The organism is Actinophytocola sp. (assembly GCF_035942955.1).
GTDB lineage: Bacteria > Actinomycetota > Actinomycetes > Mycobacteriales > Pseudonocardiaceae > DASYTH01.
Genome location: NZ_DASZCQ010000156.1, coordinates 22,695 through 39,044, shown reverse-complemented (window position 1 = coordinate 39,044; position 16,350 = coordinate 22,695). Strand labels below are relative to the sequence as shown.

At 70.9% G+C, this 16,350-nt stretch carries 16 protein-coding genes; 11 read left to right on the top strand and 5 right to left on the bottom strand.

Annotated elements, in window-relative coordinates:
- The coding region (sufB, locus tag VGX25_RS15815) for a Fe-S cluster assembly protein SufB (RefSeq protein WP_326918545.1) at window positions 1-1,132 on the bottom strand (1,132 nt) is incomplete at its 3' end.
- Complete coding sequence (locus VGX25_RS15810; protein ID WP_326918544.1) at window positions 1,129-1,824, bottom strand: metalloregulator ArsR/SmtB family transcription factor; 696 nt, start codon at window positions 1,822-1,824, stop codon at window positions 1,129-1,131. The genes VGX25_RS15810 and sufB, both read right to left, overlap by 4 nt.
- A gap of 97 nt (window positions 1,825-1,921) precedes the next feature.
- On the opposite strand from VGX25_RS15810, the gene mptB reads away from it, so the two are divergent.
- The 5 genes from mptB (at window position 1,922) to VGX25_RS15785 (ending at window position 7,286) form a co-directional block, all read left to right on the top strand.
- Window positions 1,922-3,565: a polyprenol phosphomannose-dependent alpha 1,6 mannosyltransferase MptB gene (mptB, locus tag VGX25_RS15805; RefSeq protein ID WP_326918543.1), complete on the top strand. Its 1,644-nt coding sequence runs from the start codon at window positions 1,922-1,924 to the stop codon at window positions 3,563-3,565.
- An 11-nt stretch (window positions 3,566-3,576) separates the two neighbouring features.
- On the top strand, window positions 3,577-4,515 hold the full coding sequence (locus tag VGX25_RS15800) for an ABC transporter ATP-binding protein (RefSeq protein ID WP_326918542.1): 939 nt from the start codon (window positions 3,577-3,579) through the stop codon (window positions 4,513-4,515).
- Complete coding sequence (locus VGX25_RS15795; protein ID WP_326918541.1) at window positions 4,512-5,288, top strand: ABC transporter permease; 777 nt, start codon at window positions 4,512-4,514, stop codon at window positions 5,286-5,288. Before VGX25_RS15800 ends, VGX25_RS15795 begins: the two co-directional genes overlap by 4 nt.
- Window positions 5,289-5,383: 95 nt before the next feature.
- The gene (locus VGX25_RS15790; protein ID WP_326918540.1) at window positions 5,384-6,400 is read left to right on the top strand and encodes a COX15/CtaA family protein; all 1,017 of its coding nucleotides are present in this window, start codon (window positions 5,384-5,386) and stop codon (window positions 6,398-6,400) included.
- Window positions 6,312-7,286 carry a quinone oxidoreductase gene (locus VGX25_RS15785; protein WP_326918539.1) on the top strand — a complete coding sequence of 325 codons (975 nt, stop codon included), beginning with the start codon at window positions 6,312-6,314 and terminating at the stop codon, window positions 7,284-7,286. Before VGX25_RS15790 ends, VGX25_RS15785 begins: the two co-directional genes overlap by 89 nt.
- Window positions 7,287-7,964: 678 nt before the next feature.
- Here VGX25_RS15785 and VGX25_RS15780 read toward each other — a convergent pair.
- Window positions 7,965-8,108, bottom strand: coding sequence for a hypothetical protein (locus VGX25_RS15780; protein WP_326918538.1), 144 nt, complete (start codon window positions 8,106-8,108; stop codon window positions 7,965-7,967).
- Between VGX25_RS15780 and VGX25_RS15775 the strand changes: the two genes are divergently transcribed.
- The 3 genes from VGX25_RS15775 to VGX25_RS15765 all read left to right on the top strand — a co-directional run bounded on the left by VGX25_RS15775 (window position 8,101) and on the right by VGX25_RS15765 (window position 10,356).
- Entirely contained in the window at window positions 8,101-8,928 is an 828-nt protein-coding gene (locus VGX25_RS15775) for a hypothetical protein (RefSeq protein WP_326918537.1), read from the top strand. The two genes, VGX25_RS15780 and VGX25_RS15775, sit on opposite strands and share 8 nt — an antisense overlap.
- Window positions 8,929-8,933: 5 nt before the next feature.
- Window positions 8,934-9,572, top strand: a complete 639-nt coding sequence (locus tag VGX25_RS15770; protein WP_326918536.1) for a hypothetical protein — start codon at window positions 8,934-8,936, stop codon at window positions 9,570-9,572.
- 109 nt (window positions 9,573-9,681) lie between these two features.
- Entirely contained in the window at window positions 9,682-10,356 is a 675-nt protein-coding gene (locus VGX25_RS15765; protein WP_326918535.1) for an HD family phosphohydrolase, read from the top strand.
- Between the two features lie 82 nt (window positions 10,357-10,438).
- Here the strand turns inward: VGX25_RS15765 and VGX25_RS15760 are convergent, their stop codons facing one another.
- Window positions 10,439-11,320, bottom strand: a complete 882-nt coding sequence (locus VGX25_RS15760) for an alpha/beta fold hydrolase (RefSeq protein WP_326918534.1) — start codon at window positions 11,318-11,320, stop codon at window positions 10,439-10,441.
- Window positions 11,321-11,404: 84 nt separating this feature from the next.
- Here VGX25_RS15760 and VGX25_RS15755 point away from each other — a divergent pair, with 84 nt between their 5' ends.
- Window positions 11,405-11,992: a TetR/AcrR family transcriptional regulator gene (locus VGX25_RS15755; protein ID WP_326918533.1), complete on the top strand. Its 588-nt coding sequence runs from the start codon at window positions 11,405-11,407 to the stop codon at window positions 11,990-11,992.
- Here the strand turns inward: VGX25_RS15755 and VGX25_RS15750 are convergent.
- On the bottom strand, window positions 11,982-12,917 hold the full coding sequence (locus VGX25_RS15750) for a heme o synthase (protein ID WP_326918532.1): 936 nt from the start codon (window positions 12,915-12,917) through the stop codon (window positions 11,982-11,984). The genes VGX25_RS15755 and VGX25_RS15750 overlap by 11 nt on opposite strands.
- A gap of 259 nt (window positions 12,918-13,176) precedes the next feature.
- Here VGX25_RS15750 and tkt point away from each other — a divergent pair, with 259 nt between their 5' ends.
- A complete protein-coding gene (gene tkt / locus VGX25_RS15745) occupies window positions 13,177-15,237 on the top strand; it encodes a transketolase (RefSeq protein WP_414635826.1) in 2,061 nt (686 codons plus the stop codon).
- Window positions 15,234-16,349 carry a transaldolase gene (tal, locus tag VGX25_RS15740; RefSeq protein WP_326918531.1) on the top strand — a complete coding sequence of 372 codons (1,116 nt, stop codon included), beginning with the start codon at window positions 15,234-15,236 and terminating at the stop codon, window positions 16,347-16,349. The genes tkt and tal overlap by 4 nt, the downstream gene beginning before the upstream one ends.
- The last annotated feature ends 1 nt before the right edge of the window (window position 16,350 follow it).

Sequence of the window (16,350 nt, the reverse complement as noted above, 5' to 3'; positions counted from 1 at the left end):
TGGCGACCTCGAGCAGGCCGCGGTACGAGGACCGCCCGCCGTCCTTGGAGATCGACTTGGCGAAGATGTTCGAGGTCGTGTTCGGCGCGGCATGGATGATCTTCGCGCCGGCGTCCTGGTGCTGGCCGTTGCCGGCGAACGCGATCGAGAGGACCTCGCCGTGGGCCCGCTCGCCGAGCAGGTAGACGCTCGGGTACTTCATCGTGAGCTTGGAGCCGAGGTTGCAGTCGACCCACTCGACCGTCGCGTCGGTCTGCGCGACCGCGCGCTTGGTCACCAGGTTGAACACGTTCTGCGACCAGTTCTGCACGGTCGTGTAGCGGATCCGCGCGCCGGGCTTGGCGATCAGCTCCACGACGGCCGAGTGCAGCGAGTCGGTCGTGTACACCGGCGCGGTGCAGCCCTCCACGTAGTGCACGTAGGAGCCCTCGTCGGCGATGATCAGCGTCCGCTCGAACTGGCCCATGTTCTCGGTGTTGATCCGGAAATAGGCCTGCAGCGGGATGTCCACGTGCACACCCGGCGGCACGTAGATGAACGATCCGCCGCTCCAGACCGCCCCGTTCAAAGCGGAGAACTTGTTGTCCCCGTGCGGAATCACCGAGCCGAAGTACTCCTCGAACAGCTCCGGGTGCTCGCGCAGGCCGGTGTCGGTGTCCAGGAAGATCACGCCCTGGCGCTCGAGGTCGTCGCGGATCTTGTGATAGACCACTTCGGACTCGTACTGCGCCGCGACGCCGGCGATCAGCCGCTGCTTCTCGGCCTCCGGGATGCCGAGCCGGTCATAGGTGTTCTTGATGTCGGCCGGCAGCTCGTCCCAGGTGGTCGCCTGTTTCTCGGTGGAGCGCACGAAGTACTTGATCGTGTCGAAGTCGATGCCGGACAGGTCGGCGCCCCAGTTGGGCATCGGCTTGCGGTCGAACAGCCGCAGCGCCTTGAGCCGGGACTCCAGCATCCACTCCGGCTCGTTCTTCTTCGCCGAGATGTCCCGGACCACGGCCTCGGAAAGGCCGCGCTGGGCGCTCGCGCCGGCGACGTCCGGGTCGGCCCAGCCGAACTCGTAGCGGCCGAGCGTGGCGAGCGTCTCCTCCTGGCTCAGCGGCGCGGTGGCGCGCTCCGCGGAGGTCGTCATGAAGGCGTCCCTTCGGTGGTGGTGGCTGCCCGCAGGGCTTCGGGATCGCCGAGCGGGACGTGTGTGGTGCACGCGGCGTCGCCGCGGGCAATGGTGGCCAGCCGCTGTACGTGGGTGCCGAGCAGGTCGGCGAACGCCGCCGTCTCGACCTCGCACAGCTGGGGGAACTCCGCCGCGACGTGCGCGACGGGACAGTGGTGCTGGCACAGCTGTTCCCCGGTCCCCGCCCGGCGCGTCGACGCAGCGTAACCCTCGCGGGTCAGGGCGGTGGCGAGGGCCTCCGCCCGCTCGGCCGGGGTGCTCTTGGCCAGCACCGCGTCGCGGTGCGCGTCGACGAGGCTGGCCACGCGCCGCTGCGCGAAGGCACGCACCGCCTCCTCCCCCGCGGTCTCGGCGAGGAACCGGATCGCGCCGATGGCCAGGTCGTCGTAGGCGTGGCCGAACCGGGCCCGGCCCGCCTCGGTGAGCAGGAAGACCTTGGCCGGCCGGCCGCGGCCCCGGTGCCCGCGCACCGGCGCGTCCCTCGTGTAGGCCTCCCCGTCGGCGACCAGCGCGTCCAGGTGCCGGCGCACGGCGGTCATGCTCAACCCCAGCGCCTCGGCGATCGCGGCGGCGGTGATCGGGCCGTCCTCGAGCAGCAGGCGCGCCACACCGCGGCGGGTGCGCCCCTCGACGTGCTGCTCGTTTTTCACAACACAAGTGTGTCTTATTTCCGGTGTCGAGGTCAAAGTCGGACCCCACCCGGGTGACCCGGCTCACGCGGCGCTCCAGGGTCGCTACCCTGCACCTGTGGTGGCGGGCGAAACGCGAGGTGACACCGCGTACCGCGACGTAGACGAAGAGCGCAACCCCGATCCCGCGCCCCCGCACTCGCCGGACCTCTCGAGCGGGTCCCTAGACGCCCGGGAGCGGCGCCAGCTCGACGTGGCGCGGCGGTTCGGCACGATCGGCGCCCTGCTGCTGGCGTTCGGGTCGCTCGGCGCCGGCGCCGCCCCGGTGTTCAACCCGCTGATCGGGATGCCCGTGCTGGGCCTGTTCACCCGGATGCCCACGGTGGCGCTGGCCATCGCGTTCACCGGCATGTTCATGATCGTGCTGGCTTGGCTGGCGCTCGGCCGGCTGTCCCACCCCGGCCGCGCGCGGCTGATCTCGGTGCCGCAACTGGCCCGCACGGTGGTCATGTGGACCGCGCCGCTGATGTTCACCGTGCCGATGTTCAGCAAGGACGTCTACAGCTACCTGGCCCAGAGCGAGATCGCCGCCCGCGGGTTCGACCCATACAAGGTGGGCCCGGCCCAGGCCCTCGGGCACGGCGACCTGCTCACGGTCAGCGTGCCGACCATGTGGCGGGAGACGCCGTCGCCGTACGGCCCGCTGTTCATCACGGTCGGCAAGGCGATCAACTGGCTGACCGGCAACCACGTGGTCTGGGGCGTCGCGCTGCACCGGCTGCTCGCGCTGATCGGCCTGACCATGATCGTCTGGGCGCTGCCCCGGCTGGCCAGGCGGTTCGGCGTCAGCCCGGTCAGCGCGCTGTGGCTGGGCGCGGCCAACCCGCTTGTGCTGTTCCACCTTGTCGTCGGCGTGCACAACGAGGCGCTGGCGATCGGGCTCATGCTGGTCGGGTTCGAGCTGGCGCTGCGCGGGATGCCGCGGGTCACCCCGGACGGGCCGTTCCCGCCGTGGCAGCGCGGCGAGCTGCTCTGGTACGCCGTCGGCGCCGCGGTGATCACGCTGGGCGCCGCGGTCAAGATCCCGGCCGCGCTCGCGCTCGGCTTCCTCGGGGTCATGATCGCCAGACGGCTCGGCGGCCGGTGGAAGCACCTGTTCGGCGCGGCCGCCGGGCTGGCCGTGGTGTTCGTGGTCGTGCTGGTCGCCGCCGCGCTGTCCAGCGGGCTGGGCTGGCTCGGCTTCGGCTGGGTGTCAACGCTGAACACCGCGAGCACGATTAAGAGCTGGATGGCGCCGATGACCTCGCTCGGCTTCGCCGCAGGCGGGTTCGGGATCCTGCTGGGACTCGGCAACCACATCGAGGCGGCGATCACGGTCAGCCGGGTCGTCGGGGCCGTGGTCGGTCCGATGATCGCGGCCAAGCTGCTGCTGGACAGCTTCCGCTGGCGGCTGCGCCCGCTGATCGGGCTCGGCGCGGCCCTGGGCGCGGTGCTGATCTTCGGCGCCGTGGTGCAGCCGTGGTACCTGCTGTGGGCCGCGCTCCCGCTCGCCGCGGCGGCCGGCAACACCCGGTTCCGGATCGCGGCGACGGCGATCAGCGCCGGGCTGGCCGTCGCCCTGCCGCCCAACGGGTCCACCTTCGACGGACGCACCTTCGTGCTGCCGTACACCTACGCCGCCGCGCTGATCGTCGTCGCCCTCGCCGTGGCACTGGCGTACCGCTACATCCCCAAGGGGTCCGAGCCGATCAGAACGCCCTAGGCTTTTCCATCGTGACCAGTAGCGACACCGTGCCCGCCGTGGCGGTCTCGGGTCTGGTCAAAAACTACGGGTCGACCACCGCGGTCGCCGGGCTGGACCTACGGCTGGAGCGCGGGACGGTGCTGGCGCTGCTCGGCCCGAACGGCGCGGGCAAGACCACCACGATCGAGGTCTGCGAGGGCTTTCTTCGTCCGGACAAGGGAACCGTGCGCGTGCTCGGGCTGGACCCGCTGACCGACGGGGAACGGCTGCGGCCCAGGGTCGGCGTGATGCCCCAGGGCGGCGGCGCCTACCCCGGCGTCCGGGCCGGCGAGATGCTGGGGCTGGTCGCCGCGTGCGCCGCCGACCCGATCGACCCGGCCTGGCTGATCTCCGTGCTGGGCCTGGGATCGGCCCGGCACACCCCGTACAAGCGGCTGTCCGGCGGGCAGCAGCAGCGGCTGTCCCTCGCCTGCGCCCTCGTCGGCCGGCCCGAGCTGGTGTTCCTCGACGAGCCGACGGCCGGGCTCGACCCCCAGGCCCGCCGGCTGGTCTGGGAGCTGGTCGCGGCGTTGCGCGCGGACGGCGTCAGCGTGCTGCTCACCACGCACCTGATGGAGGAGGCCGAGACGCTCGCCGACCACGTGGTGATCATCGACCACGGGCGGCTGGTGGCCGAGGGCAGCCCGCACCAGCTCACCGCCGAGCAGCCGGAGGCCGCGCAGCTGCGCTTCCGCACCGCCCCCGGCCTGGACACCCGGCTGCTGTCCGAGGCGCTGCCGGAGGGCTGCGAGGTGCACGAGGCCGCGCCCGGCTCGTACCTGGTGTCCGGCAAGGCCGACCCGCAGGTGCTGTCCGCGGTCGCCGCCTGGTGCGCTCAGCAGGGCGTGCTGGCCGAGGAGCTGCGGGTCGGCCGGCGCAGCCTCGAGGACGTGTTCCTCGAGCTGACCGGGCGGGAGCTGCGGCCATGAGCACCTTCCCGGCGGGGACGTTCACGCCGGCGCCGGGGCGCGGCCGGCCGCTGCGGATGCTGGTCACCCATGCCCGCACCGAGGCCGTGCTGACCCTGCGCAACGGCGAGCAGGTGCTGCTCACCCTGCTGATCCCGCTTGCGCTGCTGGTCGGGCTGACCGTGCTGACGGTGCTCGACCTGCCGGAGCCCAGGATCGACTCGGTCACCCCCCGGATCTTCGCGCTGGCGGTGATGTCCTCGGCGTTCACCGGGCAGGCGATCGCCCTCGGCTTCGACCGCCGGTACGGGGTGCTCAAGCGGCTCGCGGCTACCGCGCTGCCCCGCTGGCTGCTGGTCGCCGGCCGGGTGCTCGCCGGCGTCGTGGTGGTGATCATCCAGCTGGTCGTGCTCGGGGCGGTCGCCGCGCTGCTCGGCTGGTCGCCCGCCGCGGCCGGGCTGGCCTCGGCCGGGTTGCTGGTGATCATGGGCACGCTCGCGTTCGGCGCGCTGGGCGTGTTGCTCGGCGGGGCGTTCAAGGCCGAGATCGTGCTGGCGCTGGCCAACATCGTGTGGTTCGTGCTGCTGTTCGCCGGCGGGGTCGTGCTGCCGGCCGGCTCCATGCCGGGGCCGATGGCCGACATCGTGGCGCTGCTGCCGTCCGCCGCGCTCGCCGAGGGCCTGCGGGCGGCGCTCGTGGACGGCGCCGTCCCGGGCTGGCCGGTCTTCCTGACGCTGATCGTGTGGGGCGCGGCCGCCGGGGCGCTCGCCACCAGGACCACCCGGCTGTCCTGACCCGCCGTGTTGGCGCCTGGCGTCGTCGTGTTGGCGTCGTGCGCGGCAAACACGGCGACGTGAGCGGCAAACACGCGGGTTACTAGGATCGACGAGTGCGCCTGATCGACCGACTGCCCAGCCCCGGTCGCCGGCTGCAGCGGGCCTGCGCGATCGCCGTGGTCGCCACCCAGGCGTTGATCGCGGTGACCGGATCGATCGTCCGGGTCACCGGCTCGGGACTGGGCTGCCCCACCTGGCCGGAGTGCTTCCCGGGGAGCATGACCCCGGTCGAGCACCCCGAGTTCGCCGCGCTCAACCAGTGGATCGAGTACGGCAACCGGCTGTTCACCGGGGTGGTCGGCATCATCGCGCTGGCCTGCTTCGCGCTCGCCTTGCTGACCCGGCCGCGCCGGCGCCGGTACGTCCGGCTGGCCGCCGCGATGCCGCTCGGCGTTCTGGCGCAGGGCGTGCTCGGCGGCATCACGGTCCGGTTCGACCTGCTGTGGTGGACCGTCGCGGTGCACTTCCTGGCGTCGACCGTGATGGTGTGGCTGGCCGTGCTGCTGGTGCACGCGATCGACGAAGGCGACCAGCCGCCGCGGGCGGTCGGGCCGCGCGGCGTGCGCGGGCTGCTGCTGGCCCAGACCGGCGTGCTGGCCGGTCTTCTGGTCGCCGGCACGCTCGTGACCGGCGCCGGGCCGCACGCCGGCGACCCGAGGACGCCGCGCCTTGACGTCCCGGTCGACACCGTGGCGCACGTGCACGCGGCGTTCCTGTTCGTGTTCCTCGGCCTGCTGCTCGCCGTCGGGGTGCTGCTCGGCACCGGCGCGCCGCGGTCGCTGTGGGCGCGTTACGCCGTCCTGGTCGCCGTCGTGCTGGCGCAGGGCTCGCTGGGCTTCGTGCAGTACTGGACGGGAGTACCGGAGGTGCTCGTCTCGTTGCACGTGCTGGGCGCCATGCTGGTGATCATCGCGACGGCGACGCTGTGGTGCGCCACCCGCGATCATGGTCCCGTCCCCGTTGACGAGGAAGGAGCCACCCGTGACACACGCGATCCTGGTGCGGACGACCGGCGGCCCGGAGGTGCTGGAGTACACCGAGATCGACCGGCCGTCCCCACGCGCGGGTGAGCTGCTGGTCGACGTGGCCGCGGCCGGGGTCAACTACATCGACACCTACCAGCGCAGCGGGGCCTACACCAAGCCGCTGCCGTTCGTGCTCGGGCTCGAGGGCGCCGGCACCGTCGCCGCGGTGGGCGACGGCGTCACCGACTTCGCCCCCGGCGACCGGGTAGTCTGGATGAGCGGGCAGGGCAGCTACGCCGAGCAGGTCGCGATCAACGCCGACATCGCGGTCCGGGTCCCGGACGGCATCGACGACGAGACCGCCGCGGCCGCGCTCCTGCAGGGCGTCACGGCGCATTACCTCGTGGTGTCGACCTATCCGGTCAAGCCGGGGGACACCGTGCTGATCCACGCCGCGGCCGGCGGCGTCGGCCTGCTGCTGGTCCAGCTGGCCAAGACCAAGGGCGCCAGGGTGATCGCCACAGTGTCCACAGAGGACAAAGAGAAGCTGGCAAGGGCGGCCGGAGCCGACGAGGTGATCCGCTACACCGAGGTCGACTTCGCCGCCGAGACGCGCCGGCTCACCGACGACCGCGGCGTCCAGGCCGTGTACGACGGCGTCGGCCGCACCACCTTCGACGGCAGCCTGGCCAGCCTCGCCCCGCGCGGCATCCTCGTGCTCTTCGGCGCGTCCAGCGGCCCCGTCCCCCCGGTCGACCCGCAGCGCCTCAACCAGGCCGGCTCGCTCTACCTCACCCGCCCCACCACCGCCCACTACACCGCCACCCCCGACGAGCTCCGCTGGCGCGCCGGCGAGGTCTTCGACGCCATCACCTCCGGCACCCTGTCCGTCCGCATCGGCGGCCGCTACCCCCTCCCCGACGCCGCCCGCGCCCACGACGACCTCCAGGCCCGCCGAACCACCGGCAAGCTGCTGCTCCTGCCGGGCTGACGAGCCGGCGCCCCGCTCGGACGCCCCGGTGGACGATCCAATGGGCTGCGCCGCGCGCTGCGCGCGCGACGCGGCTCACTGCAGTCACCGCGGGATCTGCCGGACCGCTCACGTCGATGATCATGCGACCGTTCGCGAATGGGGTCGCCGGACCCACCGTACGCTGCTGCTCCTGCACAGCTGACGACCCGGCGGCCCCGCTCGCACAAACCAGCCCGATGTCCCGGTCGACGATCGCGCCCATGTGCACTGGGGCTGCGCGCGCAGCGCGCGGCGCGGCCGCACTGCACTCTCGCGGGACCTCCTCAGACCGCCTTAGGTCGACGATCGAATCGGCCGCGCGGGTAGGGCCGGCGGATCGCGGGCGAACTGCTGGTCATGCCGGGCTGAAGATTCACTGATGGGCGCTGACGGTGTGCGACGGGGTAGGGTTGGGCGGGCGGTGGTTGCCTGTGTGAAGACCGTTGGTTCGTCATCTCTGCGCAATCGGACGGTTACTTTTAGTAGCACTCAGTAATCACGCAGAGTCACCCGGATTCCCTATTTCACGTCGGCCTTCTTGAGCGTAAAGTAACGCCACGCGCTTGATCGGACACGTACAGCGTTCATCCGATCGGGTGTGCCAAGGAGGTGACCCGCAGTGCGCGCGGACGACAAGGGCCGCGGCAGCAACCCGATTCAGGAAATTTTCTGGACCAGAACAGGCTTGCTACTGCTCGTACTGATCGTGGTCTCGGGTGGGTCGATGGTCGTGTCCGCGGCGATGCCGGGCGGTACGGCCAAAAACGTCGTATCAGCCTTGGCGACCGGAACAATGATCACGGCGATCGTCAGCTTCGGGCAGACTCTGATCACCGCCAAGGCGACGCAGCGCGCCCTGGTGACCCCGCTGATCGAGGAGAACCGCCGCGCGCTGCGCGAGCTGTCCGCCGAGTACCGCGCGCTGAACCGGGAGTTCTTCCCCACCGACGTGTTCGAGGCCTCCGACAATCCCGATCCGGCATTCAACCACCTGATGATGCAGGATCTGAAAAACACCCGGCAGTATTTCTTCCGGGGGTTCTCCGGCCGGCACGCGGCAGCGCGGCTGCTGCTCGCCCGCTCGGAATGGGAGCTGCGGGCGGTCGTCGCCGATCCGCGGGAGCGGACCGCGATCACCGGGCGGGCCCGCTACCTCATCCGCCACCAGGGCATGGACGCCGACTACGACACCATCCAGGACCGCCTGCACGACGAGATCAACATCGGGTTGATCGGCCTGTTCCTTGCGCGCAGCCGGTGCAGCCGCATCGACGTGACGGTCATCGCCGACCCGCCGCTCGATCGGCTGGAGATGTTCGACGAGAGCGTCTGGATCACGCTCTACAGCGACATCGGCGCCCCCATGCTCTACCCGCGCACGCTGCGGTTCACCGAAGGTTCGTTCATCTACAACATGGAGCGCGCCGAGTTCGACCGGCTGCGCAACACCCGTGGCGCCAGACATCTGGTGATCACGCCGAACACCACGAGGGGGGAATTCCTCGCCCAGTTCGAGAAGGTCACCGGCACCAAGCTCACCGAGGACGGGTTCCGGGACCTGGAGGGCCAGTTCCACGCCTTCCGTCTCGAGTTCTCGTTAGCCGCCGATTTGGGGAGCTGATACCCGTGCTCATCCGGGTCTCCGCGTTGGTGGATTTGGCCGCCCAGCTCAATTGCATCGACGAACCACTGGTCGCCCGGTGGGACTCCGTCGACCAGTGCTTCCAGTCCTGGGTCGCCCAACCCGACCTGCGCGTCAAACTACGCAACCATCTGCTGGAGCTGCCCGCGGACGAAGCCGCCGCGGTGATCAACAGGTCCCGGGAGACGACCACGCACTTCGCCTGGTGCGTGCGCGACCGGCCGGAAGAGCCGTTCACGTTCTGGCTGCACGAGTACAAACCGCAGCGGGACTGGCGGCGCGGGTACGCCGATTCCGTGCACAACCACCGCTATCACTTCTGTACCACGATCGTCCGCGGCGGCTACGTGCACGAGCGCTACACCGCCGATATCGATCCGGCCACCGAAATGATCGCCTCGGCCGCGCTGACGACCAGCACGCCGTGCGAGACCGGCGCGGTGGCCATGCTGCTGGCCAGCGAGTTCCACCGGATTCCGCTGGCCATCGACACCACGGTCACATTCCTGGTGAAGTCGCGCGAGGTGACGTCCTGGAGCCTGTCCTACGACCCCGGCACGCAGTCCAGCCACCGGCATATTCCGGTCGAGTCCCGGCTCGATGAGCTGGCCGAACGGATCTGAGTAGCAACCGCCCCACCTGACAAAAGAGGTTCCTAAGCAGACAGATTCGAATAATCCGTTTACCATCACCCCACCAGCCTGCCGCGCTGGCCGGACTGGGAGGGGCTTGATGTCTGCGGAGAGCATCGTCCACGCGCCGTACCCGGCGACCACGGTGTCAGCGGCCTCGATCGAGGCCGTCGAGGCCCACGTTCACCGGTTATGCCGGCGGTTCGCCGAGCGGCTGCCGTTCCACGGCTGGCACCACGTCAGCTTCGTCCGGGCCAAGGCGGTCGAGTTCGCCGCCCTCAACGGCTCGAACGTGGCCGTCGTGGAGAGCGCCGCGCTCGTGCACGACCTGAACTACATCGTGCAGCGCAACTCGTCGGCGGCGGCGGGTCGCCGGCTGCGACTGGACATCCTCGGCCAGGCCGGCGTCGCCCGTCCGGCCGCCGAATGGATCGACCGGATCGTCCGGGAGGCCGAGATGTCCGCCCGGCACCGGAACATCTCGCTCGAGGCCCAGGCGCTCAGCGACGCCGACACCCTGTTCAAGGCGCTGCCGGTGACACCGGTCGTGCTCGCCCACCGCTACCTCGCCGAGAACGGCGTGAGCCTGCGCGAGCTCGCCAACAAGATCGTCGGCGAGCAGCAGCACGTCCACGACGGCGGTTTCTACTTCTACAACCCCGACGCCGCCGCCACCTACGCCCGCTGGGCCGCCACCAACCTCCAACTCTGGCAGTGCATCAAGGAGTCGCTCGACGACCCGACCGTCGAACGACTCCTCGACGCCGTGTCATGAGCGCCTGTGCGGGCTCACCGGCGCCGAGGCCGGGCGAAGGCCCGCCGAGGGGTCGGTGTCTGCCCACCGGCGGCCGGCGCCGTCAAGGTAGTGCTCCCAGCCCTGCTCGCACATCGAATCCAACACCGAAGAACTCGGCCAGCAGCTCACCGACCCGCTCCGGGGCCTCCTCCTGGAGGAAGTGCCCGCAGTCCGGCAACGCGGTCACCTCGGCGTGCGGGACGTCCCCGGCCACCCGCGCCATGGTGTCGGCAACGTCGGGCAGGACGCGGTCGCGTTCGCCGTAGACGACGCGGACCGGCATGTCCAGGGCGGGCAGCCCGACGGCGATCTCGGCGAAACCGCGGCGGCTCAGGCCGATGCCCGCGGCGGCGAGGGCCGCCCTGGCGGCCGGATCGGCGAACGGCGCCCGGACTGCGGCCAGGACGTCGTCGGTCAGTGTGGACTCATCGGCAAGGCCGAGGCGCATGATGTCGGCGAGGCCGTCGGGGCCGGTGAGCGCGTCGCGGCTGCCCGGCGCGGACAGCGCCCGGACGAAGTCGAGCACCGCGGAGGAGAACTCCGGGTACAGCAAGGTGTTCAGCAGCGCGAGGCGGCTCACCCGGCCCGGGTTGCGCAGCGCCCAGTGCACCGCGATGGGGCCGCCGAGGTCGTGCCCGGCCAGGCCAAGCTCGTCCACCTCGAGCTTGTCGAAGAACCCGTCCAGCGCCCTGGCGAACAGGTCGAAGGTGTAGCGGCGGTCGAGCGGCTTGTCCGAGCCGCCGAACCCGGGCAGGTCCACGGCGAGCACGCAGTTGTGCCGCGCGATCGCGCGCATGACGTTGCGCCACAGGTAGGACGAGGTCGGCCAGCCGTGCAGCAGCACGATCGGCGGGCCGGCGCCCAGCTCGCGGTAGGTCAGCCGCATGCCGTCGTCGAGCCGGACGGCACGCAGCGGCGGCGTGGTCAAGGCAACGGGCTGCATGATCGTGAACCCCCTGAGTAAAACAAACCGACTGTCGGTCGGAAATCTAACAGACCGACTGTCGGTTTGCTATGGTTTTCGGTCGTGGATCTGCGGATCGAGCGCGGTCGGACGACCCGCGAGCGGCTGATCGCCGTCGGCTTCGAGCTGTTCGGCGAGCACGGGTACGAGGGCACGTCGATCGGGGCGATCCTGGAGGCCGCCGGCCTGGCCCGCGGCGCCTTCTACCACCATTTCGCCACCAAGGCCGAGCTGTTCGAGGCCGTCCTTGACCGGGTCATCGAGCAGGTCGCGAACGCGGCGTCGGCGGCGGCGATGGCCGGCAGGGACCCCGTGTCGCACCTGCGCCTTGCCTGCGCCGCCTGGCTGGACAGCGCGCTCGACCCAGCCATCCAGCGGATCATGCTGATCGACGGTGGCGCCGTGGTCGGCTGGGACCGCTACCGGGAGCTGGACGAGCAGCACACCCTCGGCCGGACCAAGGCCACCCTGCGCCGGATCGCCCGCGCCGGCCGGCTGCCCGAGGAGAGCGTGGACATGCTCGCGCACATGGTGCTGGCCGCGGTCGGTGAGGCGGCCAAGCTGATCGCCCGCGCCGAGGACCAGAAGGCCGCCCGCGCCGACGGTCAGGCCGCGCTGGACACCCTGATCGACCGCCTGGTCACCCCGTGACCGCCGGCAGGCCGAGCGCCGAGTCCACGGCGAGGGCCACGAACACCAGCGTGAGGTAGCTGTTCGACAGGTGGAACAGCTTGACGGGATTGCCCTTCCCGCCGCGGCGGATGGTGGCGTACAGCTGGTGGGCGCGGGTCAGGAACCACATCCCGGCAACGAGGGCGAACCCCACGTAGACCCACCCGGTCACCGGCACCAGCAGCAGGGTCCAGAAGACCATGACCCAGGAGTAGATCACGATCTGCCTGGCCACCCGCTCGGCGGTGGCCACCACCGGCAGCATCGGCACCCCGGCGCGGGCGTAGTCGTCGCGGAACCGCATGGCCAGCGCCCAGAAGTGCGGGGGTGTCCAGAAGAAGATCACGCCGAACATCACCAGCGCGGGCCAGCCGACGTCGCCGGTGACCGCGGCCCACCCGATGACCACGGGCATGCAGCCGGCCGCGCCGCCCCAGACGATGTTCTGCGCGGTGCGCCGCTTGAGCACCAGCGTGTACACCAGGACGTAGAACAGGATCGCGCCGACGGCCATGACGGCGGCGAGCAGGTTCGTGGTGGCCACCAGCCAGCCGAACGACAGCACCCCGAGGACCACCCCGAACACCAGCGCGCCGCGGGTGGACACCTGGTGGCGGGCCAGCGGCCGGGCCTTCGTCCGCTTCATGATCGCGTCGATGTCGGCGTCGGCCACGCAGTTGAGCACGTTGGCGCTGGCCGCGGCCATCGTGCCGCCGAAAAGCGTGGCGAACACCAGCCACGGCGACGGGATCCCGCGCTCGGCGAGCATCATCGCCGGCACGGTGGTGACCAGCAGCAGCTCGATGATCCGCGGCTTGGTCAGCGCCACGTAGGCGCGCACGACGTCCCGGCGGCTTTTCGGCGAGAGGGAGCGCACGGCGTCGGCAGGCTTTACCGGCGGCATCGGGCTCCCTCAAGTCAGGTCGGGTATTCCCTGATGGTAGCCGCGGGATCAGCGTGTCCCCGGGTCGGGTGTCGCTTGCGGAGGCCCGGCGGTTTGCCGCCCACACCGCAAGGGGTACCCGACTACGCTGGCGCCCGACGAGGGATGACACGGCTGAAGGCCACCGGACGGCCTTCGCCCCAACCAAGGGTGGGAGTTCACGTTCGTGTCCAAAAGCGTTGACGTGCCGGCTGGGTTGGCCGATCGCGTCCGAGCAGACGTGCCAGACGACTGGACCGATCTCGACCGGCGAGCCGTGGACACCATCCGCGTGCTGGCCGCCGAGGCCGTGCAGAAGGTGGGCAACGGCCATCCCGGCACCGCGATGAGCCTGGCGCCGACCGCGTACGCCCTGTTCCAGCGGGTGATGCGGCACGACCCGAGCGACCCGGACTGGATCGGCCGGGACCGGTTCGTGCTGTCCGCCGGGCATTCCAGCCTGACGCTGTACCTGCAGCTGTTCCTGTCCGGCTACGGGTTGGAGCTCGAGGACATCGCCGCGCTGCGCACCTGGGGCTCCAAGACACCCGGCCACCCCGAGCACGGGCACACCCCCGGCGTGGAGGTCACCACGGGTCCGCTCGGCCAGGGCCTGGCCAACGCGGTCGGCATGGCGATGGCCGCCCGGCGCGAGCGCGGCCTGTTCGACCCGGACGCGCCACCCGGCGAGAGCGTGTTCGACCACTTCGTCTACGCGATCGCCTCCGACGGCGACATTGAGGAGGGCGTGACCTCCGAGGCGTCCTCGATCGCCGGCCGCCAGCAGCTGGGCAACCTCGTGGTCATCTACGACTCGAACGAGATCTCCATCGAGGACGACACCAACATCGCGCTGTCGGAGGACACCGCGGCGCGGTACGAGGCGTACGGCTGGCACGTGCAGACCGTGGACAGCGGGGAGGACGTGACCGCGATCCTGGCCGCCATCGAGGCCGCGAAGCGCGAGACCGGCCGGCCGTCGTTCATCAAGCTGCGCACGGTGATCGGCTATCCGGCGCCGACGAAGATGAACACCGGCAAGGCGCACGGCGCGGCGCTCGGCGCCGACGAGGTCGCCGAGATCAAGAAGATCCTCGGGTTCGACCCGGAGCGCTCGTTCGTCGTCGAGGACGAGGTCCTCGCGCATGCCCGGCGGGTCGCCGAGCGTGGCAAGCAGGCGCGGGCCGAGTGGGAGAAGGGCTTCGAGGCGTGGGCGGCGGCCAACCCGGAGCGCAAGGCGCTGCTTGACCGGGCACGGGCCTACCGGCTGCCGGACGGCTGGACCGAGAAGCTGCCGAGCTGGGCGCCGGACGCCAAGGGCCTTGCCACCCGCAAGGCCTCCGGCGAGGTGCTCAGCGCGCTCGCCGACGTGCTGCCCGAGCTGTGGGGCGGGTCGGCGGATCTGGCCGAGAGCAACAACACCACGATGAAGGGCGCCGACTCGTTCGGCCCGGTCGAGGCGTCCACCAAGGAGTGGCAGGCGAACCCGTACGGCCGCACGCTCCACTTCGGAGTCCGCGAGCACGCGATGGGCGCCATCCTCAACGGCATCGTGCTGCACGGCCCGACCCGGCCGTACGGCGCCACGTTCCTGGTGTTCAGCGACTACATGCGGCCATCGGTCCGGCTCGCCGCGCTGATGGAGCTGCCGGTGATCTACGTGTGGACGCACGACTCGATCGGGCTCGGCGAGGACGGGCCCACGCACCAGCCGATCGAGCACCTGGCGGCGCTGCGCGCGATTCCGAACCTGGTGGTCGTGCGGCCCGGGGACGCCAACGAGACCGCCGCGGCGTGGCGGGCGACGCTCGAGCAGTCCGACCGCCCGGTCGGCCTCGCGCTCACCCGGCAGAACCTGCCGGTGCTGGAGGGCACCGGGGAGCTGGCCGCCGAGGGCGTGGCAAGGGGCGGCTACGTGCTCGCCGACGCCTCCGGCGGGCTGCCGCAGGTGATCCTCATCGCGACCGGCTCGGAGCTGCAGATGGCCGTGGAGGCAAGGAAGGTCCTGGAAGCCGAGGGCGTTGGCACGAGAGTGGTCTCGATGCCGTCCGTCGAGTGGTTCGACGCGCAGGACCAGGCCTACCGGGACACGGTGATCCCGCCCTCGGTCCGGGCCAGGGTCACGGTGGAGGCCGGTGTCGCGCAGCCGTGGCACCGGTTCGCCGGCGACGCCGGGGAGATCATCTCCATCGAGCACTACGGCGCCTCGGCCGACTACCAGACGCTGTTCCGCGAGTTCGGGTTCACCACCGAGAACGTTGTGGCTGCGGCGAAACGCAGCCTCGGGAAGGTAGAACGATGACTGACCGACTTGCCCGGCTGTCCGAGGCCGGGGTGTCCATCTGGCTCGACGACCTGTCCCGGTTGCGGCTGACCTCGGGCAGCCTCGCCGGGCTGATCCGGGACAAGCACGTGGTCGGGGTGACCAGCAACCCGACGATCTTCGCGACCGCGCTGGCCGATGCCGAGGTCTACGACGAGCAGGTGCGCCGGCTGGCCGCGCGCGGGGCCGACGTGGAGGCCACGGTGCGCGAGCTGACCACCGACGACGTGCGTAACGCCTGCGACCTGTTCCGGGACGTCTGGCAGGCCACCGACGGGGTGGACGGCCGGGTGTCGATCGAGGTCGACCCGCGGCTGGCGCACGACACCGACCGGACCGTCGCCGAGGCGCTCGACCTGTGGAAGACGGTGGACCGGCCGAACCTCTACGTGAAGATCCCGGCCACCAAGGCGGGGCTGCCGGCGATCACCCGGACGCTGGCCGAGGGCGTGAGCGTGAACGTCACGCTGATCTTCTCGGTGCAGCGCTACCGGGAGGTCATGGCCGCCTTCATCGCCGGCATGGAGCAGGCGAGGGCCAACGGCCACGCGCCGTCCGGGATCACCTCGGTCGCCTCGTTCTTCGTGTCCAGAATGGACACCGAGGTGGACAAGCGGCTCGAGGCCATCGGCACCGACGAGGCGCTGGCCCTGCGGGGCAAGGCGGCCGTCGCCAACGCCAAGCTGGCCTACGCGGCCTACCAGGAGGTGTTCGCCGAGCAGTGGCCGGCGGCGCTGGCCGACGAGGGCGCGCGCACCCAGCGTCCACTGTGGGCGTCCACCGGGACGAAGAACCCCGACTACTCGGACACCAAGTACATCGAGGAGCTCGTCGTCGCCGACACCGTGAACACGATGCCGGAGAAGACGCTGGACGCCTTCGCCGACCACGGCACGGTTCCCGGTGACGTGGTCACCGGGCGCGCGGACGAGGCCCGCGAGGTGTTCGACCGGCTGGCCGCGGTTGGCGTCGACGTCGACGACGTGTACGAGGTCCTCGAGCGCGAGGGCGTGGAGAAGTTCGAGAAGTCGTGGATCGAGCTGCTCGAGTCGGTCGATGGGCAGCTGCGCATCGCCAAGGGAGAGGGCTGAG

What these genes read in the sequence shown, in the direction of transcription:
- VGX25_RS15765 (WP_326918535.1), top strand. Translation starts at nt 9,682, where the DNA reads ATGTCTGCGGAGAGCATCGTCCACGCGCCGTACCCGGCGACCACGGTG.
- tal (WP_326918531.1), top strand. Translation starts at nt 15,234, where the DNA reads ATGACTGACCGACTTGCCCGGCTGTCCGAGGCCGGGGTGTCCATCTGG.
- VGX25_RS15750 (WP_326918532.1), bottom strand. Translation starts at nt 12,917, where the DNA reads ATGCCGCCGGTAAAGCCTGCCGACGCCGTGCGCTCCCTCTCGCCGAAA.
- VGX25_RS15775 (WP_326918537.1), top strand. Translation starts at nt 8,101, where the DNA reads ATGATCACGGCGATCGTCAGCTTCGGGCAGACTCTGATCACCGCCAAG.
- VGX25_RS15760 (WP_326918534.1), bottom strand. Translation starts at nt 11,320, where the DNA reads ATGCAGCCCGTTGCCTTGACCACGCCGCCGCTGCGTGCCGTCCGGCTC.
- VGX25_RS15795 (WP_326918541.1), top strand. Translation starts at nt 4,512, where the DNA reads ATGAGCACCTTCCCGGCGGGGACGTTCACGCCGGCGCCGGGGCGCGGC.